We start from the raw sequence: 22349 nt of genomic DNA, 5'->3' as shown, positions 1-22349 counted from the left end.
GGAGTGCCCTGGGTTATATCAATAGTGCCATCGCCAAAAGCAAGGGTGCCCGGACCCGAGAGCTTCACCTTTGTCAGGGTGCCGGTGCCTGTTATCTTAAACTCCAAAAGGGTGAAAACATGGTTGTAACGAAAATTAACCCCAGTTACCTTATCCGGCTCCACCGGCGGGCTTACCCCTGTCACCGGAGTGGCTACCAAAAAGTCCAGCGCGCCGATATGGTCGCTGTCGTCTCCCCCGGACTGGGTCTGCTCAGAGGCAAGGGAAATTGACACTGCGGTGGCCGGTTCGGAATCATTTCCTCCATCATAAGGATAATAAGCATAAAAATCGTGAAGACCAAAGCCCCAGTAAATATTACCTTCAAATTCAGAGCTCTTGCCGCTGGTCTGTGCTGTAAACTCAGCATTTTTAACACCCGTTTCTCCTTTAGCAGGCGGGAGTGCCTCGGGAGAGTAGATACCCACCTTGTCTGTATCTGCAATCCAATGAGTTTCCAGCCCTTCCAGGGTGGTCTTGGTCGTGCCGCCGCCGGAAGTATGGCCCGTTACACGTATCAGTGTCCCGGACAATTCCTGGTCAGCTTCAGCAGAGAGGTCATCCTGCTCGACAGCAGGCTCCTCCTTTTCACACGAAATGACCGCTATCATAAAAAACATTGAAATTATCAATGCAAATCTGGTTTTTGTAATCTTTTTCATAAGCTAATTTTTAATTTTAGATTTTTTTATCTCCCCCTGTGAATTACCACCAGTCTTTATTCCAATCCTCAGCCGAGTTGGCAAAACCTTTTTCAATGGAAACCTCCACCACTTCAATAGCAGGTGGTTCATAAGAATCGATAATCAATCGATTATCTTTGATCTCATTGCTTTTTTCCTTTTCCATAAGTTGATGTTTTTAATTATTCTTAAATATCCAAATTGAAATTTTAGTGCCGGGGTTCACCCGGTTATTTGAATAAAAGCTATTCAAAGTGGCCAATTTGGCTTAACTCCACCCTTGAATACTTTATATTCTTTGTCCATTTGGCACAAATGCCATTTTTCAATCGCAGTAGCGATCTTACCAAACCGTCGCTGCTAAAGGCAGCAATCCTGCAAATCCGGCTTACCCCTGTGATCCAGACAAGCCACCTAGCTGCCCCGCACCTCCCTGACCATTATGGCGTTAAGTCTGCGCCTGATGGTTTGCACCTTCTCCAGGCTCTGCTTGTCAACACCTGTTGCCGGGCTCTTTTTCTCATTGATCAGCATCTCAACCTCGTCACACAATTCAAGGCACACGTCCACCTGGCGGTCTTCAAGAAGCCTCTCCGCCATCGAGATCCATCGTCTGGTTTGCTGTTCAGTGTCGCTCACTCTTCTCGGATAAATAAGCTACCCCGGGGCAGAACCCCGAAGTACCAAATAAAACTTATTGTTCCCGGCCATACGGTTCGGGATGTCAATCGCTTTGCCAGTTAAAAGCGGATGAAACCCGCATCAGCCTTCGGCAGACAAAACAACATGTATAATTAATAGTAAATTTAAGGTGGGCAGCAGGCGTTGTCAACTCGTAAAACTACCAGTTTTGCTACTGGTAAATCCCGCAATTTCTGACGGAAAGGACTAGTAAATTCCGCAATATCTCAAAAGTAGGACTGGTAATTCCCGCAACTTTTTCCGCCGAAAGGCAAAAATTTACCCCCCAGGGATACAACCTCAATCACAACATCATCTGTTGCCGGCGGGATGTTTGCATCGGGCGGGTAGGTTCGGAAGGACCGCGGTTCTAAAGCTTCACTATACCCTGCTTTATAGCGTACTTCACCAGGTCGGCCGTGGTGCGGAGATCCAGCTTTTCGAGAATTTTGGCTTTGTGGAACTCTACGGTGCGGGTGCTTATATTCAGCTTATCGGCTATCTCCTTGCTGCAAAGTCCGTCAGCCAGGCATTTCAGTGTCTCCTTTTCCCTGTCCGACAGGCAGGGCGGACCGGTATCGTCCCGGGCTGCCTTCACGTGATGGGTATAGCTTTTGTATATGATCTTCGAAAGGTTAGCCCCGAAATACTCCTCACCTCTGTTAACCAGGGAAATTGCCTCGGTAAGCTCCTCCCGCGAGGTGTCCTTGGGAAGGAAGCCGTCAGCGCCGGCACGTATCGACTCAATTATATTTTCCTCATCTGTATTTGCTGACAGCATCAGTATCCCGACCTTCTCATGCTTTTGTCGTAGCTCGCCGGCAATCTCAACGCCCGATTTGCCCGGCAGCGATATGTCAAGCACTACAACGTCGGGAATATCCTGCCTGAGCAACTGCATCAGCTCATCGTATCCGGCCGCCTCGCCGGTCACCTTAACCCGGTCGCAGTCAAAAAACATTGCCTTTATCCCGTCACGCACGATCTGGTGGTCATCAACTATTACTATTTCTATCATATCATTACAGTTTTCACGACAAGCTAACTTCCCCGGAAGGTAAAGTGAAAATGAACCTCGACCCCCTGCCCGGCTCGCTCTCAGCCCATATCTCACCATCCATCCTCTCGACAAGCTCCCGGCAGATGATCAGCCCCATGCCGGTGCCCTTGCCTTCAGGATTGCCTATGGCCCGTGCGTCAACATCAATGCGGAAAAGCTTGGTTACATCCTCGGGCGCGATACCCAACCCCCTGTCTTCAACGGTAACCATCACGCGGTTACCGTTTGAAGAGGCCCTGATGGTAACGGGATGGCCGTTACCTGAAAATTTCACCGCGTTGGTAACCAAATTGTTTATTAAAGAGCAAAGATAGGTCCTGTTGGCACGCACCCTGGTATCAGCAGGTATCTCGTTTACAACTTCGGAACGGTGCTCGCCGATGAAACAGTAAAGAGCTGCCACGGCCTCTCCTGCAACACTGGCAAGATCCAGGGTCTCCACCCCGGTTTTCGCCGTATCATGTTTCAGCAACGCCCATTCCAGCATGTTTTTCAGAAGGTTGTTAAGCTGCAGGGCGGACTGCTGCAATTGTTCAATCCACTCCTTTCTCTCTTCCTCATCAATGCTGTCAAAACCGCGCTCCAGGGCCGATGTAATGTTCAAGAAAGCAGAGAATGGATTCTTCAGGTCATGGGCCAGAATTGATATGAACTTGTCCTTGGTTGAGTTGAGCTCAGCCAGTTCACGGTTCTTCTCTTCCAGCAGCCTGGAAGTCCGCTTCCTGTTGTAATAGAGCCGGAGGAGAAGCGCCGACAACAACAGGAACGACAGGGCGATGACAATAAGAAAGATCCTCCCCATCCTTGCATTTTCAATACGAATCCTGGCAAGCTCGTTTTCCTGGCTCAGCAGACTTATTTCATTCTCTTTCTTTTCAGATTCATACCTTACCCGCATATCGTTGAGCGAAGCTGTTTTCTCCTCTGAAAATACCCTTTCACTCAATTCAATGTACCTGTCGGCATAATGCAATGCCATCGCGGTGTTGCCGGTCCTTGCATATGCATTCCTGGCCAGCATTGCAGCGACATGCTGCTGATCCAGTGAGTTCAGCTCTTCAGCCAGGCGGTATGCTTCATCAGCATAATGTACCGCGCTCCCGGCAAGTGCACTCCTTTCCGCCGCAGGCAACCCCTCAAGATCGTATCTCATAAGAAACAATTCAGAAAGATTACCCTGAGCCTTTGACTCGGTAAGCATATCATTTACCTCTATGGCAATCTCAAGCGCCCTCCGGTAATATTCCTCAGCCCTGCCAATTCCCCGGACGACTGCCGCCCCATCTCCGGCAATTCGTGAAGCATCCCTTGTCAGGTTGCCCAGGTTATTATAGCAAAGCGCCTGCCCCCACCGGTCACCCAGCTCCTGCCTCAGCCGGAGCGTTCGCGTGAACATTACAAGTGCCGTGTCATAGTGAATTTCCCTTTCGGGGATGTCAACGGCCTCGTTACCCAGATCGTAATACAATACCCCCAGGTTATTGTAAAGCTTGACGCTTCCAACATCGTTACCTGCACTTTCAGTAATCTCAAGGGCGCGCTCGTAATATTCACGGGCCACGTTGAAGTCCTTCCGCTTGTGGTTGATGATCGCGATGTTATTGTAAGAATTGTAGATATTGAGGCTGCAGCCTATTTCATATCCTATATTCAGGGCCAAGAAGTACATTTCCAGGGCAGTGACATAGTCGCCCCAGTTTGTATAAACATAAGCAATATAACGGATGGCCTTGGCCTTTTGCTGAGTAAATTTCCTCTCAAAAGGCCCGTCCGGCATTTCAAGATTCATTTCAGCCAGCTCCCTGGCCTCAATGAAATAATCCAACGCCGTTTCAGGGTCGTTGAAATAAAAATGGTCGCCTATCTCAAGAAGAAGCTCGAACTTAACAGTGTCGTGATAGGGTCTTTGCAGTTCAGCCATAAGGGAATCAACAACATCTCGCCCTGCAGATATTGTCAATGACGCTCTAAATATCAGAAAACCAATGATTAAATAAAAGAAGACTATTGGTCTCAGGGTCCCTATATCAATACCTCTGAAACTGCACATTTTTTTTTTGCCCGGCTAATATCAAGCAAATTACAAAAAAATCTTTGCACGGATGCAATGACAATTAATAATATGCAAAAAAGGCTGCCCTTTTATGACAACCTCATTAACAATACGATATAAAAACCCTTACCTGCTCAGCATCCACACATCCCTCAGTCAGCCAATTCGCCTGAGCTGCCTCATCATGACCAGCGACTCATCGGGATTTGTTATAATAAATTAGCTGAATTAATAGAAAAAAATTATATTTTTGTAAACCAAATGTGAGAATTAGTCATATCTATGGTTCACATATGAAGAAAAAAGATTTTATAAAAGAAATTTATAAAGACAATCGAAGCGTTTTCAATTTCCAGGAGATTGCCATGCTGCTGAATGAAACGGATGCTTCACGCCTGCGGCAAAAGATCAATTATTACGTGAAAACAAACGCGATAATCAACGTTCGGCGGGGCATTTACGCTAAAGAGGGTTACAGTGCTGAGGAGTTGGCCTGCAAGATATACACACCCGCCTATCTTTCGCTTGAATATGTACTGCAGAAAGTTGGTGTGATTTTCCAGTACAGCGAAAAGCTGACGGCATTAAGTTATCTCAGCCGGACCATAGTGGCAGACAAATACACCATAAGTTACCACAAAATAAAAAACAACATTCTTGTTAATCCGGCAGGTATCATCCGCCAGGATACCGGTATCAACATAGCATCAACTGAAAGAGCCCTGCTTGATATGCTTTACCTGAACAAAGAGTATTATTTTGATGTAATCACGGGAGTTGATAAACATAAGATAATAGAACTTTTACCTGTTTACAGGTCAAAAAAGTTGCAGATGCGCGTTGAAAAAATCCTGGACCTTCAACATGTAAATAATTTTTAAAGCATTAACCGTATGGTTGATATAAACAAACACAGGTTTTTTATCGTACAGCTTTTAAAAAGCATATACTCCGACATAATCCTGGGTAATAATCTCGGTTTCAAAGGTGGAACTGCCCTGATGCTGTTTTATGACCTTCCACGATACTCCATTGATTTGGATTTCAATTTACTGAACCCCTCCAGGTCGACTGAGGTTTTCAATAGAACGCTTGACATTGCTGCCGGTTATGGAAAAATAAAGGACGAGGCAATAAAGCATTTCGGAATGATTATCGTTTTGGATTACGGTCCGGGTGAGCACAATCTTAAGATTGAAATATCCGGCAGGCTGGTAAATGACAGCTATGAAGTAAAGAACTACCTGGGCATACCCATGCAGGTGATGCAGCTTCCCGATATGTTCTCGCATAAACTTTGTGCCCTGACTGACAGGAAAATGATTGCAAACCGGGATATTTTTGACTGCTGGTTCCTCATGAAGCGCCGTACCCCACTGAACCAAAAGATTATTGAAGATCGCATGAAAACAGATTTACACGCATACTTACAACAGTGTATTGACAGGATAGAACAAGTTAATGAAAAACGGATACTCAGCGGTCTTGGTGAACTTATGGATGAGGAAATCAAAAAATTTGTCAGAACCAAACTAAAGGCAGAAACCATAAGCCTGCTTAAAACATACAGGCAATTTCCGATATGATTTATAACCCCCAATTTCAGATTTTTCGACTATGAATTGGCCCGATTATTATACCAGTGACTACCCATAACTCTCCCCGCCTTTGAAGGGGTCGCGGTTGCAGCCGTAACCCTCACTCCTGCCCCACTGGGGATTGTTCGCTCGGGCCTTGAACACTATAGGGAAAGAACATGCATGGCACACACAAAAAAGGCTGCCCGGGAACGGACAGCCTGACTAACAATTTTGTACAACAAGTATTACCTGCTCAGCATCCACACATCCTCAAGTCCGCCGATCCGCCTGAGTTGCCTCATCATTACAAGTGCCTCATCGGGATTAGCGGTGGAGTAGACAGATACCCGGTAAAGCCCGTTTCCGGCATCAAGTACTTCGGTGCGGTAACCGTCATGGGAAAACTTTTCGCTCAGCGTAAGGGCGTTCTGCCGGTTCCTGAAGCTGCCTGCAACAAGGTGATGGGTTCTGCCATTGGTGGCAGGCCGCGTGGTTTCAACGGAAGGCCGGGTGGTTTCAACAGCGGGCCGGGTGGTTTCAACAGCGGGCCGGGTGGCCTCAGCTAACGCCTGCGATGCTGCAGCGGGCGATGGAGTGGCTTCGGTTCGCGCCGGAGAAGTTTCAGGGGGTGAAACGGTTTCAGCGGGTGCCGGTCTGGCTTCCGCTTCATAAACCGCATCGCGTGATGCTACCTCATCAGCAGGGGGTGCAAATTCCGGGCCGGCGGCTGCATCAATTGCGTCCCGGGCAGGCTCTTCGTACATCAGTGCATTGCGCTGGGTTGTAACAGCGGCAGCCGGCTCTTCAACCGGTCCGGTGTCAATTATTCCCTCCCCATCGGCGGGAACCTGCCTTATGCCTGAATCAACAACTGCTGAGAACGGGTTTATTGAAGAGAGGTCAAAGCTGAACTCCCTCATAACATCACTGTTCATGGCACCCCAGGTCAATGCTGCAATGAGAGGTATACCTACGGCGGCATATTTCAGAAGCCTGCGGGTGCGCGGCATGATGCGGCGCTCGCCGGCGGGGTCTGCTTTCCTGCGCTCCTTCTTTGATTTCCGGGTGGTTTCAAGTGCCGGGCACCTGAAGAATGAGAGGCCGTAGGCATCGGTCAGGAAATTGGCTGATGGATCGGGGTCAAACTGCAGTGAACCCTGCCTCGTTACCGAGAACTGGCCAATACCGTCAAAATTGACGACCCGGCCCTCTTTAATCTTCCGGTTCACATCGGCGGCAAACTTTTCAACCAGCGACCTGGCATCGACGTAATTCAGAGAGAGGCGGGCGGACAGGTAACTGATAAGCAGTCCGTCATTATGGTCAAGCCTTGCATTGAACCCCACCTCCCTGGCCGGGGGATGAAAGCTGTTGGCAGCCCTGTCGATATGTGCCGACCGTTCGTTGGTCACAAACCCGCCGAATCCCGGCACCACCACACAATCATGATGGTAGAGCAGATCTTTGATATGTTTTACAATTTCCAAAGTCCGGATATTTATTACAGGTGATCTTTATCACAAAAGTAAAGAATTATTCCATGATAATGCCCCTACATCTCCTATTTTTTTTAACTTTGCTTCCTGCCGAACAAAACCCCTAAAATACAGGCGTTAAGCATGGAAAAGATAGTTATGGTCGATCTTCCCGGTCAGTACCGGCGGTTAAAAAGTGAGATCGACAGGGCAATGAACCAGGTGATAGAATCGGGAGCCTTTATCAACGGCCCCGAGGTCAGTTCCTTCCGTGAAAACCTGCAGTCTTATCTAAATGCCGGACATGCGGTGACATGCGGCAACGGCACCGACGCCCTCCAGATAGCGCTTATGGCGCTCGACCTGAAGCCGGGCGATGAGGTGATCACCACACCCTTCACCTTTATTGCCACTGTTGAAGCCATAGCTTTACTCGGACTAAAACCGGTTTTTGCCGATGTCTGCCCCCGTTGCTTCAACATCGATGCAAGGGCCATCGAAAAGGCCGTCACCCGGAAGACGAAGGTCATACTGCCGGTACACCTTTACGGGCAGTGTGCCAACATGGACGCGATAATGGAGATAGCCGGCAAACATAATATATATGTAATTGAAGATGCAGCACAGTCGCTCGGCAGCGAATACACTTTTGAAAACGGACTGGTAAAGAAAGCCGGAACAATAGGTCATATAGGCTGCACCAGCTTCTTCCCCTCCAAGAACCTCGGTTGCTTCGGTGACGGGGGTGCGATCCTGACCAACACTCCCGAGCTTGCGGCAAAGATGAAGGCCATAACCCACCACGGATCAACGGTCAAATACTACCACGACATGGTGGGGGTCAACTCGAGGCTCGACACCCTGCAGGCGGCAATTCTCGATGTGAAGCTTAAGTACCTTGACAAATTCAATGAGGCAAGAACAGAGGCTGCCGGTTATTATGACAGGGCGCTCGGCGACATTGGCAACCTGATCCTCCCGAAAAGGCTCAGGCAGTCCACCCACATATTCCACGCCTACACGGTAAGGACTCCGGCCCGTTACAGGGACAAACTGCGTGAATTCCTGGGCAAACGCGACATTCCGACCATGATATACTATCCCCTGCCGATGCATCTTCAGAAGGGTTACTCAGGGTACGGCTACCAGGAAGGCGACTTCCCGGTTGCAGAAGAGCTTTGCTCAACAGTCCTCTCCCTTCCCATGCACACGGAGCTGAAACAGGATCAGATGGAGTACATCTGCGCAGCTGTTCACGACTTTTTCAAAAACAATCCAGAATGAGCGAAGATAAGGGTTACCAGGCTCACGAAACAGCCGTAATTGACGAGGGTTGCAAGATTGGAAAGGGTACACGGATATGGCACTTTTCGCATATCATGCCCGGCTGCACCATTGGCGAGAACTGCAACCTGGGGCAGAACGTGGTGGTTTCGCCCGGTGTGGTTCTGGGACGTAACGTGAAAGTGCAGAACAATGTATCGATATATACAGGGGTGATATGTGAGGATGATGTCTTCCTGGGGCCCTCCATGGTGTTTACCAACATTGTGAACCCCAGGAGCGCCGTTGTGAGAAAAGAGCAGTACGTCAAAACTCTGGTGGGAAGGGGGGCAAGCATTGGCGCCAACGCCACCATTATCTGCGGAAACAATATAGGCCGATACGCCTTTATAGGCGCAGGCGCAGTGATAACCAAAGAGGTCAGGCCATATGCCCTTGTCGTGGGAAACCCGGCGCGGCAGACAGGATGGATGAGTGAGTATGGCCACAGGCTCGATTTTGACAAAGAGGGCTTTGCAACATGCCCTGAAGGGGGAGAGAAGTACAGGCTGGAAAACGGGGAAGTGAAAAAGCTGGAATGATAAGATCAGGCTTTGTAAAGCTGCTTGCAAACCGGTTGATTGCAGCTGATCGCAGGCAGCTCCCTGAAATGGCAAATCCTGCATATGGCAGCAACCGGGTATTGACAGATCGATTCGAAGCGGCAAGATACAGAATGATGGAGTAACAATACAGAGTATGTCAGTGAAACAAAAGAATTTTGCGCTCATAGGTGTCGCCGGCTACATTGCCGTAAGACACCTGCAGGCTATAAAGGAGACCGGTAACAGGCTGCTGGCCTCACTGGATCCTTTCGACAGTGTGGGGACTATAGATGCCTACTTCCCGGAGGCCGACTTTTTTGTTGAATTCGAAAGGTTCGACAGGCATATCGACAAGCTGAAACGTACAGGCACCAATGTCGACTACGTGAGCATATGCTCGCCAAACTACCTTCATGACTCCCACATCAGGTTCGCCATGCGACAGGGAGCCGATGCCATTTGCGAGAAGCCGGTGGTACTCAACCCGTGGAACCTCGATGCGCTGGGAGAGATCGAGAAGGAGACAGGGAAGAAGATCTACAACATACTGCAGCTCAGGCTCCACCCTTCAATCATTGAATTGCGTGAAAAGATTATGAAGGAGCCTCCTGAAAAGATACACGATATTGATCTCTCATACATAACAAGCCGCGGCAACTGGTACCACATATCATGGAAGGGAGATATGCAGAAGTCCGGCGGAGTGGCCACGAACATCGGCGTACACTTTTTCGATATGCTCACCTGGATATTCGGGCCGGTGCGGGAGAATATAGTCCATCTGTCCGACAGCCGCCGCGCGGCGGGGTATCTCACACTCGAGAAGGCAAGGGTGAGGTGGCTGCTCAGCATCGACCATGACGACCTGCCCCAACAGTTAAAGGAGCGGGGACAAAGGACCTACAGGTCAATAACGATCGACGGCGACGAGATTGAGTTCAGCGACGGTTTTACCAACCTGCATACACAAACATACAGGGAGATACTTGCCGGGAAGGGGTACGGGCTCGAAGAGTCGAGGCGGTCGATCGAAACAGTCTATACCATAAGGAACTCCCTGGCGGTCGGACTGAAGGGGGAGTATCACCCGCACCTGAAAAAAATTACCGGTACCTGAATAAGAATGCCGGCACCCGTGGCAGCAGCCCGGAAGAGACAACTATAAACAAACACGGAAAATCAAATAATTAAAATGTACGAAGAACTAATAAAAAAGGAGAAGAAGATTTCGCTGATCGGACTTGGTTATGTAGGCCTCCCGATAGCTCTTGAATTTGCAAAAAAAGTGCCGGTCATCGGATTTGACATCAAACCCGACCGTATCGAGATGATGAAAAAGGGGATAGACCCGAGCAGGGAGCTGGACGCGGAAGCCTTTGAGGGGTGCGACATAGTGTTCACCTCCGACCCGGCCGACCTGAAAGGGGCCGATTTCCACATCGTGGCTGTGCCAACCCCTATAGACGATCACAACCTGCCCGACCTGACACCCGTTTTGAAGGCCTCGGAGACTGTAGGCAGGATACTAAAGAAGGGTGATTACGTGGTTTACGAATCGACGGTATATCCCGGATGCACGGAAGAGGACTGCGTGCCGGTGCTGGAGGAGCTGAGCGGACTTAAGTCCGGTACCGATTTCAAGGTGGGCTTCTCGCCCGAAAGAATCAATCCCGGCGACAGGGAGCATACCCTTACAAAGATCGTAAAGGTGGTGAGCGGCAATGATGAAGAGGCTCTTGAAAACATTGCAAGGACATATGAGCTGATCATTGAAGCCGGCGTGCACCGGGCCAGCTCGATAAAGGTGGCAGAAGCGGCCAAGATAATCGAGAACACCCAGCGCGACATCAATATCGCATTCATGAACGAGCTGGCGATGATATTCAACAGGATGAATATCAACACCCATGAGGTACTAGAGGCGGCCGGCACAAAATGGAACTTCCTGGGGTTTTATCCCGGACTGGTGGGGGGGCATTGCATAGGGGTCGATCCCTATTACCTCACACATAAGGCAAGGGAGCTGGGCTACCATTCGCAGATAATAACGGCGGGACGCTATATCAACGACTCCATGGGAAGGTACGTTGCCAGGCAGACCATCAAGAAGATCAGTTCGCTCGGGAAAAACAGCATGCAGTCGCACATACTGATAATGGGGGTCACCTTCAAGGAGAACGTGAGCGACATAAGAAACTCAAAGGTGGCTGATGTCTATAACGAGCTTAAGGCTTACGGCGTAAAGCATATCGACGTGGTCGATCCCTGTGCCTCCTCAGATGAAGTCGAAGAGGAGTACGGGTTCAGGCTGAAAGAGAAGCCGGGGAAGGACTACGATGCGGTGATAGTGGCCGTGAACCACAAAGAGTACATGGGGTTGCCGGCCGACTGGTTCAGGGAGGTTACCAATACCAACGCGCTTCTGGTTGACGTTAAAAGCATATACAGGGAACAATTTGTAAACGGACAGGACGGACTTCATTACTGGAGCCTGTAGAAATCCCCCTGCCAAAGACCGGGAAACCATGCATAATATTCTTGTTACCGGCGGCACAGGTTACATTGGTTCACACACTGCCGTCGAGCTTATCGAAAAGGGTTTCAACGTACTCATTGCCGATAACCTGTCCAACTCATCAGTTGAGGTTCTTGATGGGATTGAGAAGATAACCGGGGTAAGGCCCGGTTTTGAAAAGATCGACCTTTGCGACGGACCTCATCTGCGCGATTATTTCACGTCCAGCCCCGGCATTGATGCCGTAATTCATTTCGCTGCAGCCAAGGCGGTGGGCGAGTCGGTCGAAAAACCGCTGATGTACTACCGCAACAACCTTGTATCGCTTATAAACCTGCTTGAGGAGATGGAGCAACACGGTACAGTCCCGCTGGTCTTCTCATCCTCCTGCACCGTTTACGGGCAGCCCGATAAGCTGCCGGTTACAGAGGAAGCGCCGGTAAAAAAGGCCGAGTCACCTTACGGCAATACAAAGAAGATCTCCGAAGATATAATTGCCGGCACCGTTGCAGCATCGGGCAGGCTCAGAGCGATATCACTCCGCTATTTCAACCCGATAGGTGCACACCCCTCGGCATTAATAGGAGAACTGCCACTGGGGGTCCCGGAAAACCTTGTGCCTTTCATTACACAGACCGCGATCGGGATGAGGGATGAGCTTAAGGTTTTCGGGAATGACTACAACACTCCCGACGGATCCTGCATAAGGGACTACCTGCATGTGACCGACCTGGCAAAGGCCCACGTAACAGCAGTAAAAAGACTTCTTGAAAACAGGAACAAAAGCGGCTATGAAGTATTCAACCTGGGTACAGGGAAGGGTGTTTCGGTACTGGAGATGATAAAGACCTTTGAAAAGGTGACCTCGGTCAGGCTTAAATACAAAATAACAGGCAGGCGCGCCGGCGACATTGAGCAGGTGTGGGCAGACACCACCCTGGCTAACAATGAGCTGGGCTGGAAAGCCGAAAGCAGCCTTGAAGAAACACTTGCTTCGGCATGGAAATGGGAGCAGTACTACAGGAAAATGAAGGATAAAAAGTAAAACCGGTTCAGGAGCCGGGATCGGGCCCTTCTGAGAAAAGGGCTGCGGCAAGCTGAACCTGTAAACATACAACAAGAAGATGCAGAAAACGATTCTGATAACAGGAGGAGCAGGTTTCATCGGCTCGCACGTGGTAAGGCGGTTTGTAAGGAATTACCCCGGCTGCCGCATAGTGAACCTCGACAAGCTTACCTACGCGGGAAACCTGGAGAACCTTACCGATATCGAAAGTGAACCCAATTACAACTTTGTAAAAGGCGACATTGCCGACCAGGAATTCATTGATGGCCTGTTCTCGAAGCACAGTTTCGACGGGGTGATACACCTGGCTGCCGAATCACATGTCGACAGGTCCATCAGCGGCCCTATGGAATTTATAACAGCCAACATCATAGGAACGGTTAACCTGCTGAATGCTTTCAAAGAGCAGGCAGGCAACCATGAAGGGAAACTGTTCTACCACATCTCCACCGACGAGGTTTACGGCTCACTCGGCAGTGAGGGGCTTTTCACTGAAGAGACCGCCTATGATCCGCGTAGTCCCTATTCCGCCTCCAAGGCAGGCTCAGACCATATGGTACGTGCCTGGCACCACACCTATGGCATTCCGGTGGTCATATCAAACTGCTCGAACAATTACGGACCCAACCAGTTTCCCGAAAAGCTCATACCCCTGGCGATCAACAATATCTTAAACAGCAAGCCTGTGCCTGTTTACGGGAAGGGGGAGAATGTAAGGGACTGGCTCTATGTTGAGGACCACGCCACGGCCATAGACCTTATCTTTCACAAGGGCCTCACAGGCGAGACATACAACGTGGGAGGCAACAACGAGTGGCGCAATATAGACCTTGTAAAGCTGCTCTGCGGGATAATGGACCGTCATCTGGACCGCAGGCCCGGCACATCGGCAAAGCTGATCACCTTTGTGAAGGACAGGGCCGGCCATGACATGCGCTATGCCATCGACAACTCAAAGGTAAGCCGGGATCTGGGCTGGAAACCTTCAGTCTCATTCGAGGAGGGACTGGACCGCACCGTAGGGTGGTACCTGGAAAATGAAAAGTGGCTGAAGGGTGTTCTCAGCGGCGGCTACAGGGATTACTACCAGAAACAGTATACCGAGCGGTAAAAATTCATGCGCTCCATGATTAACAGGTGCCAACTGTCTGCTTTGCTGATCGCAGGTGCCTGCTGCCATCTCTCCAGGTTTACCGGCAGACATTGGCAACTTCCGGCCAACGTCTCTATGCCTTGAGGACCGTAAGCGGCCGGCCTATCGTCATTCGACGGTAACCGATTTGGCAAGGTTGCGGGGCTGGTCTACGTCACACCCGCGTTCCACTGCAATATGGTAGGCGAAAAGCTGAAGCGGGATGACCGAAAGCAGCGCCGAGAAGATGATGTTGCTTTCGGGCACTTCCATGATATGATCAGCAACTGACGATATCTGCTCATCCCCTTCGTTCACGACGGCGATCACTATCCCCTTCCGGGCCTTGATCTCCTGTACATTGCTCACTATCTTCTCATAGTATTTATCCTTTACACCCACAACCACCACGGGCATTTTTTCATCAATCAGCGCAATGGGCCCATGCTTCATTTCGGCTGCCGGATATCCCTCTGCATGTATATAAGATATCTCCTTGAGCTTGAGCGCCCCTTCAAGAGCTACCGGGAAACAGTAGCCCCTTCCTATATAGAGCATACTTGGGATGTCGCTGAATCGTTTTGCAATGTCACTGATCTTTGAACTCTGCTCCAGTATCCGGTTAATCTTTGATGGTATTGAATGCATTTCCCCGATAAGGGAACGGTACTGATCTTCATCGATATGACCCCGTTTGCGTCCCAGTAAAAGGGCTATCATCGTCAGCACGGTCACCTGCGCGGTAAATGCCTTTGTCGAAGCGACACCTATCTCAATCCCGGCATGTGTATATACGCCGGCATCGGTCTCACGGGAGAGTCCCGAACCGGTTACGTTGCAAATGCCCAGGACCATGGCTCCGGCCTCCCGTGCCATTCTGACTGCCGCCAGGGTGTCGGCGGTCTCCCCGCTCTGTGATATGGCAACCACGATGTCATCGGGCCCCAGCACCGGGTTCCTGTACCTGAACTCTGATGCATACTCAACCTCAACGGGTATGCGGGCCAGATCCTCCAGCAGGTACTCTCCTATCAGTGCTGCATGCCAAGAAGTGCCGCATGCCACTATGACCAACCTGGCGGACTCCTGCAACCGGTCGATCACACTGTGAAGTCCGCCCAGCTTGATATCGCTCTGGTCAGGTACCAGCCTGCCCCTGAAGGTATCGGTTATTGAACGTGGCTGCTCAAAGATCTCCTTGAGCATATAGTGCTCATAACCCCCTTTGTCATAATCGTTTGTGTCGATATTGATGCTCTGAAGCTTCATCTTCGGCTCATCGGCCCTTACTGTCTTCAGGGTAAGCTCATTGCTTCTGATAATGGCAACATCATTGTCATTAAGGTAGATCACCGATTTTGTATAGCCGGCTATCGGAGAGGCATCGGAGGCAATGAAGTACTCGCCCTCGCCAATGCCGATGACAAGGGGACTGCTGCAGCGGGCAGCTATCAGTTGTCCGGGTTCATCCGTGCACATGACCACCAGTCCGTAAGTCCCCAACACCTTGGTAAGCGCAAGCCTTACCGCGACCTCTGCCGGAACTTTGCCCTTCAGGTAAATGTATTCGATAAGGTTGGCCAGAACCTCGGTGTCGGTCTCCGACCTGAATGCATATCCCCTTTTTTCAAGCTTATTCTTTAGGAGGTCGTAATTCTCTATTATGCCGTTGTGTATAATGACAAAGTGGCCATCCTGGCTGGTATGGGGGTGTGCATTTATGTCGTTGGGTTCACCATGAGTGGCCCAGCGGGTGTGGCCCATGCCGGTGGTCGCGGTTACGTCGGCCCCGGCTATATAATCTTCGAGATCCTTTATCTTGCCGCTGCATTTAAAGACGGTGGGCTTTTTGCCAAAGAGAGAAATACCGGCCGAATCATAACCCCGGTATTCAAGCTTGGCCAGACCATCCATCAGAACCGGGTATGCCTGACGGTGACCTGTGTAACCTACAATTCCACACATACTTTAGTGTCTTGTATATTTTATTTCAAGCCAGGGCCCGCCTTCAGAATGAAGGCTGTTGGTCAGTACGGCCCTGTGGGGATTGGTGCCGCCTTCCCTGACGCTCAGGTAAAGGTAATCGTGTACCTTGTTTCCCTTGACATAGTTCTGGAACCAGTTTGTGACCCTCATCACATAGGCACCTTTCTCTTCATCATAGCTCCCGCCGAAGTAGGCATCGCCGAGTCCGAAATCAGGCACGCCGGTAAGCATTCCCTCTTCACTCCTTTCGAAAAGCGCTACCTTGCCCGGCAGTGGAAAATCCTCGTTATAAGAGCCCTTATTAACAGGGATGTAAATTGTTGCCGAGGTTATGCTGACGGGCATCGAATCGCGCCAGGCATGCAGGTTTTCAAACTCAAGCCTGGAAATCATGCCCCCGCCTCCCTGGATGTAGTAGAGAGAATCACCGGTACCTGTCATTCCGATCCTGTCGCTGAACACCGCATTTTCGTAATCCTGGCTGAGGATGTTGATCCTGTTTGCCCCTTCATTGATTATGAAGTCATACCTGAAGTTTGTATCGACCGTATCGGGAGTATTCTCATTCCTGTAGAAGAGGGACAGTTTTGAACTGGCGTGGTTCAGGTTTATGGTGTAGACAGAACCCCTGGCGTTGTCATCATCAAGTGCGACATCCACGTAAATCCCCTTGAAATATCTTAAAAAAGCACTGAGGGACAGGACAGACGAATCGGGTGCAAAAAGCAGCTTATCCTGCACACGCTGGTTGGTCAGATGAAATGATATAAGTGTGTCACCGGCCGGCACGCCTATCTTTTGACTGGCAAGAGGCTCATCGGCATATACCCCGGGAAGCGGATCAAAATTTGAATAATATCTTGCTGTATAATCTATATCCTCACTAAGCTCCCAGACTGTTATCTCCTGCTCTTCTGTTCCCCGTCCGTATGAACCTGTAACAACAAGGTAAAGCACCAGGGAGTCAAAAACAGGCAAGTCGCCGAAATCAATCTGGTCCCACACCCCGATTTGGGTAACAAATGAAGCATTCATCCTGCCGAAGACTGGGTCGTTCAAAACACCGAGCAACGACCGCGGGTGATCGATGGCAAGTATTGAATCCCGTGACCATACCGATGTTGAAATATCTCCGTCTTCTATAGTCTTGATATTGAACCGGTCAGAGGGAGGCTGCACCTCAAGTCCGACAAAGCTCGATTCCTCGCAGGAAGTGAGGAATGTAAATACTCCTGTAAGAAAAAGCAATACGGGAATCTTCCTTAATAAATCAAATGTAGTTGTTGCAGCTTTCCGGGTAATAGAGTCAATTGGAGACATTGAAGGATCCGTTTAATAAATTATCATAAAAGTCCGAGTAAAGATCAACGTAATCATCGGCCGGTTGGTATTCAAGAACCGGTTTTTTTTCCTTTGCAACATGATCTTTAAGATTTGAATCAACATCGGCGGATCCGAAGATGATGCCATCGGCGTAATTGATGGCAAGCTTGGAAAGGTTTGTATAATTAGGTGGATTCAGCATGCTGACATCCTTGTCGGTGATGCCTTCAATCAAAAGTTTCTTTTTGAAGGCCTTGTTCAGGTTCCCCGTGAACCTGTCGTTATAGAGTGAATAAATGATCCTTGATCTCTGAAACAGAGGCTCTTCACCGTAAGCCTTTTTCAGATATAACGGGACAAGGGCGGAGAACCAGCCATGACAATGAACTATGTCGGGTGGCCATCGCAGTTTCTTAACGGTCTCCAGAACGCCCCTTGCAAAAAATATCAGCCGTTCATCATTATCCTCAAAATAGACACCCTGTTCATCGGCGAGCGTACTCTTTCTCTGGAAATAATCTTCGTTGTCTATAAAATAAACCTGCATTCTGGCACACTGAATGGAGGCTACCTTAATGATTAGGGGGTGATCTGTATCGTCAATTATCAGGTTCATGCCGGACAGCCGTATAACTTCGTGCAGCTGGTTCCGTCTCTCGTTTACGCAGCCGAACCTCGGCATGAACGTTCTTATCTCCCGTCCCCTCTCCTGAACTCCCTGCGGAAGATTTCTCCCAATAACAGACATCTCCGTTTCAGGGAGATAAGGGCTTATCTCCTGGGAAATGTAAAGAACCTTGGTCTTTTCCATCGGGCCACCTGTGTATTTAACTTTCTGTTGCACACCGCCATCCTGAAACAGTAACCGGTAAACGGATCGCGGAGTGTATCCTGGCTTGTTTCGACTTGCAAAGATAATAAAAAAATTCGATAACTTAACAGGTTGCCGGATACCGCAACATGGTTCATAAGCAGGCAAGCAGATCCATGCCTGGAATTATTGACCACGGTATGGATTAACCTGGTATTTATGGCAAAATTTCGGGTGATCCTGAATATTGACTACCTTCGCATCAGTTATCAAAAGCATCCCTCACTGACATGTTTGTTGCAAAGACAATTCAGGAAATCCGGCGGGTCCTTGCCCCTGCCAGGAAAGAAGAAAGGGGTATCGGACTTGTGCCGACCATGGGTGCACTGCACAGCGGACATCTTTCCCTTGTGAATTGCTGTATGAGCGAGAACGATATTACCGTAGTTTCTGTCTTTGTCAATCCGACACAGTTCAATGACCCTGCCGATCTGAAAAAATACCCCCGCGATACGGCAAGAGATATGGAACTTCTCTCTGCTGCCGGCTGTGATGTGATGTTCATGCCTGGTGTAAAAACAATCTATCCCCGTCCGGACCGCCGCACCTTTGATTTCGGCAATCTTGACAATATTATGGAAGGTAAGTTCAGGCCCGGCCATTTCAGCGGCGTGGCACAGGTGGTAAGCAGGCTTTTTTCAATTATCAGGCCACACAGGGCCTATTTCGGAGAGAAGGATATCCAGCAGCTGGCAGTGGTCCGAAGAATGACATCAATGCTGGGTTTGCCGGTAGAGATAAGGCCCTGCAAAACGGTCAGGGAAGATCACGGGCTTGCAATGAGCTCCCGCAATGAACTGCTTACACCTGAGCAACGGGAAAATGCGGGACTTATTTACAGTACACTGAGAGAGGCATCAGAAATGACAGGAAAGGAGCCCGGTGAGCTTAAAATATTTGTGACGGAAAAAATCAACAGCAACCCCATGCTTGAAGTGGAATATTTTGAGATCGTCAGAAGTTCCGACCTCCGCCCTGTAGAAAGCAGGGCCGGTCTTGATGATGACCTGATTGGCTGCATTGCGGTACGCACCGGATCTGTCCGTTTGATCGATAATGTTTTTTTTCCTAATTTTGACCGTTATGATGATAGAGATCCTTAAATCGAAAATCCACCGCGTCAGCGTTACTGAGGCCGACCTTAACTACGTAGGCAGCATCACTATAGATGAAGATCTTATGGATGCCGCGGGACTTATTGAAAATGAGAAGGTGCAGGTGGTGAACATCAATAACGGTGAACGCCTCGAGACATATGTCATAAAAGGCATTAGAGGCAGCGGACAGATCGGGATGAACGGGCCTGCAGCCAGGAAAATGGCAATTGGCGACATAATTATTATAATAGCCTATGCTATAATTGACGCCGGCGAGGCAGCCACATTCAAGCCCAGGGTAGTTTTTCCCGATACCCTTACTAATAAACTTATCACCTGACCGTTGAGGCAAGCCCTTTTCAAAACCACAAGGATCCTCCTGTTTTTATCGGCCGGGATCTTCCTCCTTGTTTTGGCATTCAGGGATATTAGTCTGCAGGAACTCATTGAAGGATTGAGATCTGCCAATTACCTCTGGGTCGTCCTGTCACTCGCTTTTGCATCGGCAGCATTTATCAGCAGGACATACAGATGGATAATGCTGATCGAACCTCTGGGTTACAACCCCCCGGTAAAGAACACCTTCTATGCGCTGATGACAGGATACCTTGCCAACTTCATACTGCCGCGCCTTGGAGAGTTAACCCGTTGCGGATCGCTGAACCGGACCGACAGAATTCCTGCCGACGCGCTTCTCGGTACAGTGATAACTGAAAGGATCGCAGATCTCTTAATGCTTCTGCTGCTGGCCCTTGCCGTACTGCTTATCCAGATTGAATTTTTCGGCGACTTCCTCTTTAACAGTATTGTCATTCCTCTTCACGGCAAAGTGTCCTCAACGCTTGACCTCTCCTGGAAGTTCTACCTGTTTGCAGGTTCTTTCCTGGTGCTCCTCATAATTTTATATCTTCACCTTGCCTCAAGGCTTCGCCGTTTCAGCCTTTTTGCCAGATCCGAAAAGATAGTCCGCCAGGTTATCGCAGGGATGATATCAGTGTTCCGGATGGAAAAGACCGGGTTATTCATCCTGCACACCCTGTTTATATGGCTGATGTATTTCCTAATGACCTGGGCCCTCTTCATGGCGCTGCCGGCAACGGCAGGCCTGGGGACTGCAGCGGTGCTCTTCATACTTGTGATCGGAGGCTTTGGAATGGCTGCCCCCGTCCAGGCGGGAATAGGTGCATATCATTGGATAGTCAGCGTAGGCCTGGGACTGTATGATATTTCAAGGGAAGAGGGGCTGGTCTTTGCAACCCTCTCTCACGAGTCACAGGCTCTGCTTATGATCGTGCTGGGCACCTTTTCGCTTTACATGGTTTATACAATATCGCGAAAGAGGAAAGCAGCGTCACAGCCTGAATGCTGACGGACTAATGAACAAAACCCAACTGTACGGCTATGGCGAAAACAAAAACTACATATTTCTGCCGGAACTGCGGCGCTGAGTCGCCAAAATGGATAGGGCGATGCCCTTCATGTGCAGAATGGAACACCTATGTTGAAGAGGTTGTAACAGGGAAAACCGGCAAACCGGCAACGAAAAGAAAAAATCCGGCCCCGCCGGTACTCGTATCTGAGATAAGGGCTGAAGAACAACCGCGGATAAACACACACAGCACTGAGCTTAACCGAGTACTCGGCGGAGGTATAGTGCCGGGCTCGGTAATACTGGTAGGTGGAGAACCCGGCATAGGCAAGTCCACCCTCGCCCTGCAGGTGGCCCTCCAGATGCCGCAAATAACCACCCTTTACATTTCGGGCGAGGAGAGCAGCAGCCAGATAAAGCTTAGAGCCGACAGGCTTGGTCCGGGCAAAGGAAGATGCTTTATCCTCTGCGAAACCAACCTCGAAGCGGTGTTCGAACAGCTTGAGCAGGTGGGACCCGGACTGGCAATTGTTGATTCCATACAGACGATGCAGTCTGATCTGCTGGACTCCCCGGCAGGAAGCGTATCGCAGATCAAGGAGTGTGCGGCTGCACTGCTAAGGTACGCCAAGGAATCAGGCACACCGGTTGCACTAATCGGACACATCACTAAAGAAGGTGGTCTTGCAGGCCCCAAGGTGCTCGAACACATTGTAGATGTTGTGCTGCAGTTCGAGGGAGACCATAATCATCTATACAGGGTGCTCCGTGCATCCAAAAACCGGTTCGGATCGACATCCGACCTGGGACTTTACGAGATGAAGGATAACGGACTTGCAGAGGTAAAGAACCCTTCTGAGATACTTATCTCCAGGCATGATGACGATATGAGCGGAATCGCCATATCGGCCATGGTTGATGGCCACAGGCCTTTCCTCATAGAGATACAGGCGCTGGTCAGCACAGCCGCCTACGGAACGCCCCAACGCTCTTCCACGGGGTTCGACCTGCGCAGGCTCAGCATGCTGCTTGCCGTCCTCGAAAAGAGGGCCGGGTTCAGGCTCTCGGCCAAGGACGTATTCCTGAATGTTGCCGGGGGACTTCGGGTGACTGACCCGGCAGCCGACCTGGCCGTGATTGCAGCCATACTCTCATCCGACACCGACCTTCCGGTAAGGCAGGATATATGCCTTGCAGGCGAAGTGGGACTGTCAGGTGAGATTCGTCCTGTCAGCCGGCTCGACCAGAGAATTGCAGAGGCAGCAAAGATGGGTTTCAGACAAATAATCATCTCTTCTGCCGGAAAGGTATCTCCCGGCGGAAGGAATGACATTGACATAGTGCGTGCCGGAAAAGTTGAGCAGGTATTCAAATCGCTGTTCAGGCGTAAATGAGAACCTGCAGGGGCGGCTGCCTCAAATGATAATCTGCAGGGGCGGCTACCCCAAATAAAAACCTTTCGGGGCGGCTACCCCAAATAATAATCTGCAGGGGCGGCCAACGCAAATGAGAACCTGCAGGGCAGGCTTCCATGAATTATTGGTCGGAGCC

General features: G+C 49.8%; 20 protein-coding genes. 12 read left to right on the top strand and 8 right to left on the bottom strand.

From position 1 onward, the window contains the following. From EA408_08075 to EA408_08060, 4 genes are all read right to left on the bottom strand, one after another. Positions 1-701: hypothetical protein (locus EA408_08075; protein TVR72019.1), on the bottom strand; the 701-nt coding region annotated here is incomplete at its 3' end. A 435-nt stretch (positions 702-1136) separates the two neighbouring features. Beyond that, complete coding sequence (locus EA408_08070) at positions 1137-1322, bottom strand: hypothetical protein (GenBank protein TVR72018.1); 186 nt, start codon at positions 1320-1322, stop codon at positions 1137-1139. A gap of 451 nt (positions 1323-1773) precedes the next feature. Further along, positions 1774-2520, bottom strand: coding sequence for a DNA-binding response regulator (locus EA408_08065; protein TVR72017.1), 747 nt, complete (start codon positions 2518-2520; stop codon positions 1774-1776). Further along, complete coding sequence (locus EA408_08060; protein TVR72016.1) at positions 2435-4513, bottom strand: hypothetical protein; 2079 nt, start codon at positions 4511-4513, stop codon at positions 2435-2437. The genes EA408_08065 and EA408_08060 overlap by 86 nt, the downstream gene beginning before the upstream one ends. Before the next feature lie 296 nt (positions 4514-4809). Here EA408_08060 and EA408_08055 point away from each other — a divergent pair, with 296 nt between their 5' ends. Further along, positions 4810-5397: a hypothetical protein gene (locus EA408_08055; GenBank protein TVR72015.1), complete on the top strand. Its 588-nt coding sequence runs from the start codon at positions 4810-4812 to the stop codon at positions 5395-5397. A 12-nt stretch (positions 5398-5409) separates the two neighbouring features. Further along, positions 5410-6102, top strand: coding sequence for a nucleotidyl transferase AbiEii/AbiGii toxin family protein (locus EA408_08050; protein ID TVR72014.1), 693 nt, complete (start codon positions 5410-5412; stop codon positions 6100-6102). Between the two features lie 239 nt (positions 6103-6341). Here EA408_08050 and EA408_08045 read toward each other — a convergent pair whose 3' ends face one another. Continuing rightward, positions 6342-7583 (bottom strand): hypothetical protein, encoded by a 1242-nt coding sequence (locus EA408_08045; GenBank protein ID TVR72013.1) that lies wholly within the window; start codon positions 7581-7583, stop codon positions 6342-6344. Between the two features lie 132 nt (positions 7584-7715). Here EA408_08045 and EA408_08040 point away from each other — a divergent pair, with 132 nt between their 5' ends. The 6 genes from EA408_08040 to rfbB all read left to right on the top strand — a co-directional run bounded on the left by EA408_08040 (position 7716) and on the right by rfbB (position 14131). Then, entirely contained in the window at positions 7716-8855 is a 1140-nt protein-coding gene (locus EA408_08040) for a DegT/DnrJ/EryC1/StrS family aminotransferase (protein TVR72012.1), read from the top strand. Beyond that, the gene (locus tag EA408_08035) at positions 8852-9436 is read left to right on the top strand and encodes an N-acetyltransferase (protein TVR72011.1); all 585 of its coding nucleotides are present in this window, start codon (positions 8852-8854) and stop codon (positions 9434-9436) included. Before EA408_08040 ends, EA408_08035 begins: the two co-directional genes overlap by 4 nt. A gap of 157 nt (positions 9437-9593) precedes the next feature. Beyond that, entirely contained in the window at positions 9594-10556 is a 963-nt protein-coding gene (locus tag EA408_08030) for a gfo/Idh/MocA family oxidoreductase (GenBank protein TVR72010.1), read from the top strand. A 75-nt stretch (positions 10557-10631) separates the two neighbouring features. Then, positions 10632-11936 carry a nucleotide sugar dehydrogenase gene (locus EA408_08025; protein ID TVR72009.1) on the top strand — a complete coding sequence of 435 codons (1305 nt, stop codon included), beginning with the start codon at positions 10632-10634 and terminating at the stop codon, positions 11934-11936. Between the two features lie 28 nt (positions 11937-11964). Beyond that, positions 11965-12999: a UDP-glucose 4-epimerase GalE gene (galE, locus tag EA408_08020; protein TVR72008.1), complete on the top strand. Its 1035-nt coding sequence runs from the start codon at positions 11965-11967 to the stop codon at positions 12997-12999. Between the two features lie 79 nt (positions 13000-13078). Next, positions 13079-14131, top strand: a complete 1053-nt coding sequence (gene rfbB, locus EA408_08015) for a dTDP-glucose 4,6-dehydratase (protein ID TVR72007.1) — start codon at positions 13079-13081, stop codon at positions 14129-14131. Between the two features lie 150 nt (positions 14132-14281). Here the strand turns inward: rfbB and glmS are convergent, their stop codons facing one another. The 3 genes from glmS to EA408_08000 are packed head-to-tail and all read right to left on the bottom strand — an operon-like array spanning position 14282 to position 18272. Continuing rightward, positions 14282-16117 carry a glutamine--fructose-6-phosphate transaminase (isomerizing) gene (gene glmS / locus EA408_08010; protein TVR72006.1) on the bottom strand — a complete coding sequence of 612 codons (1836 nt, stop codon included), beginning with the start codon at positions 16115-16117 and terminating at the stop codon, positions 14282-14284. A 3-nt stretch (positions 16118-16120) separates the two neighbouring features. Beyond that, the gene (locus EA408_08005) at positions 16121-17458 is read right to left on the bottom strand and encodes a DUF4270 family protein (GenBank protein TVR72005.1); all 1338 of its coding nucleotides are present in this window, start codon (positions 17456-17458) and stop codon (positions 16121-16123) included. Then, entirely contained in the window at positions 17445-18272 is an 828-nt protein-coding gene (locus tag EA408_08000; GenBank protein TVR72004.1) for a glycogen synthase, read from the bottom strand. Before EA408_08000 ends, EA408_08005 begins: the two co-directional genes overlap by 14 nt. A 290-nt stretch (positions 18273-18562) precedes the next feature. Between EA408_08000 and EA408_07995 the strand changes: the two genes are divergently transcribed. The 4 genes from EA408_07995 to radA are packed head-to-tail and all read left to right on the top strand — an operon-like array spanning position 18563 to position 22192. Continuing rightward, positions 18563-19435: a pantoate--beta-alanine ligase gene (locus tag EA408_07995; protein TVR72003.1), complete on the top strand. Its 873-nt coding sequence runs from the start codon at positions 18563-18565 to the stop codon at positions 19433-19435. Continuing rightward, a complete protein-coding gene (locus tag EA408_07990; GenBank protein ID TVR72002.1) occupies positions 19416-19769 on the top strand; it encodes an aspartate 1-decarboxylase in 354 nt (117 codons plus the stop codon). Before EA408_07995 ends, EA408_07990 begins: the two co-directional genes overlap by 20 nt. A gap of 3 nt (positions 19770-19772) precedes the next feature. After that, positions 19773-20798 (top strand): UPF0104 family protein, encoded by a 1026-nt coding sequence (locus EA408_07985; GenBank protein ID TVR72001.1) that lies wholly within the window; start codon positions 19773-19775, stop codon positions 20796-20798. A 32-nt stretch (positions 20799-20830) separates the two neighbouring features. Further along, on the top strand, positions 20831-22192 hold the full coding sequence (radA, locus tag EA408_07980) for a DNA repair protein RadA (GenBank protein TVR72000.1): 1362 nt from the start codon (positions 20831-20833) through the stop codon (positions 22190-22192). The last annotated feature ends 157 nt before the right edge of the window (positions 22193-22349 follow it).

Source organism: Marinilabiliales bacterium (assembly GCA_007695015.1).
In the GTDB taxonomy this organism is placed as follows: domain Bacteria; phylum Bacteroidota; class Bacteroidia; order Bacteroidales; family PUMT01; genus PXAP01.
This window is presented reverse-complemented; position numbering and strand designations above follow the sequence as displayed.

Coding starts and splice junctions, on each gene's coding strand:
- EA408_08050 (TVR72014.1), top strand. CDS start 5,410: ATGGTTGATATAAACAAACACAGGTTTTTTATCGTACAGCTTTTAAAA.
- EA408_08065 (TVR72017.1), bottom strand. CDS start 2,520: ATGGTGAGATATGGGCTGAGAGCGAGCCGGGCAGGGGGTCGAGGTTCA.
- galE (TVR72008.1), top strand. CDS start 11,965: ATGCATAATATTCTTGTTACCGGCGGCACAGGTTACATTGGTTCACAC.
- EA408_08055 (TVR72015.1), top strand. CDS start 4,810: ATGAAGAAAAAAGATTTTATAAAAGAAATTTATAAAGACAATCGAAGC.
- EA408_08060 (TVR72016.1), bottom strand. CDS start 4,513: ATGTGCAGTTTCAGAGGTATTGATATAGGGACCCTGAGACCAATAGTC.
- EA408_07990 (TVR72002.1), top strand. CDS start 19,416: ATGATGATAGAGATCCTTAAATCGAAAATCCACCGCGTCAGCGTTACT.
- EA408_08025 (TVR72009.1), top strand. CDS start 10,632: ATGTACGAAGAACTAATAAAAAAGGAGAAGAAGATTTCGCTGATCGGA.
- rfbB (TVR72007.1), top strand. CDS start 13,079: ATGCAGAAAACGATTCTGATAACAGGAGGAGCAGGTTTCATCGGCTCG.
- EA408_08005 (TVR72005.1), bottom strand. CDS start 17,458: ATGTCTCCAATTGACTCTATTACCCGGAAAGCTGCAACAACTACATTT.
- glmS (TVR72006.1), bottom strand. CDS start 16,117: ATGTGTGGAATTGTAGGTTACACAGGTCACCGTCAGGCATACCCGGTT.
- EA408_07995 (TVR72003.1), top strand. CDS start 18,563: ATGTTTGTTGCAAAGACAATTCAGGAAATCCGGCGGGTCCTTGCCCCT.
- EA408_08070 (TVR72018.1), bottom strand. CDS start 1,322: ATGGCGGAGAGGCTTCTTGAAGACCGCCAGGTGGACGTGTGCCTTGAA.
- EA408_08040 (TVR72012.1), top strand. CDS start 7,716: ATGGAAAAGATAGTTATGGTCGATCTTCCCGGTCAGTACCGGCGGTTA.
- EA408_08035 (TVR72011.1), top strand. CDS start 8,852: ATGAGCGAAGATAAGGGTTACCAGGCTCACGAAACAGCCGTAATTGAC.
- EA408_08030 (TVR72010.1), top strand. CDS start 9,594: ATGTCAGTGAAACAAAAGAATTTTGCGCTCATAGGTGTCGCCGGCTAC.
- EA408_08000 (TVR72004.1), bottom strand. CDS start 18,272: ATGGAAAAGACCAAGGTTCTTTACATTTCCCAGGAGATAAGCCCTTAT.
- radA (TVR72000.1), top strand. CDS start 20,831: ATGGCGAAAACAAAAACTACATATTTCTGCCGGAACTGCGGCGCTGAG.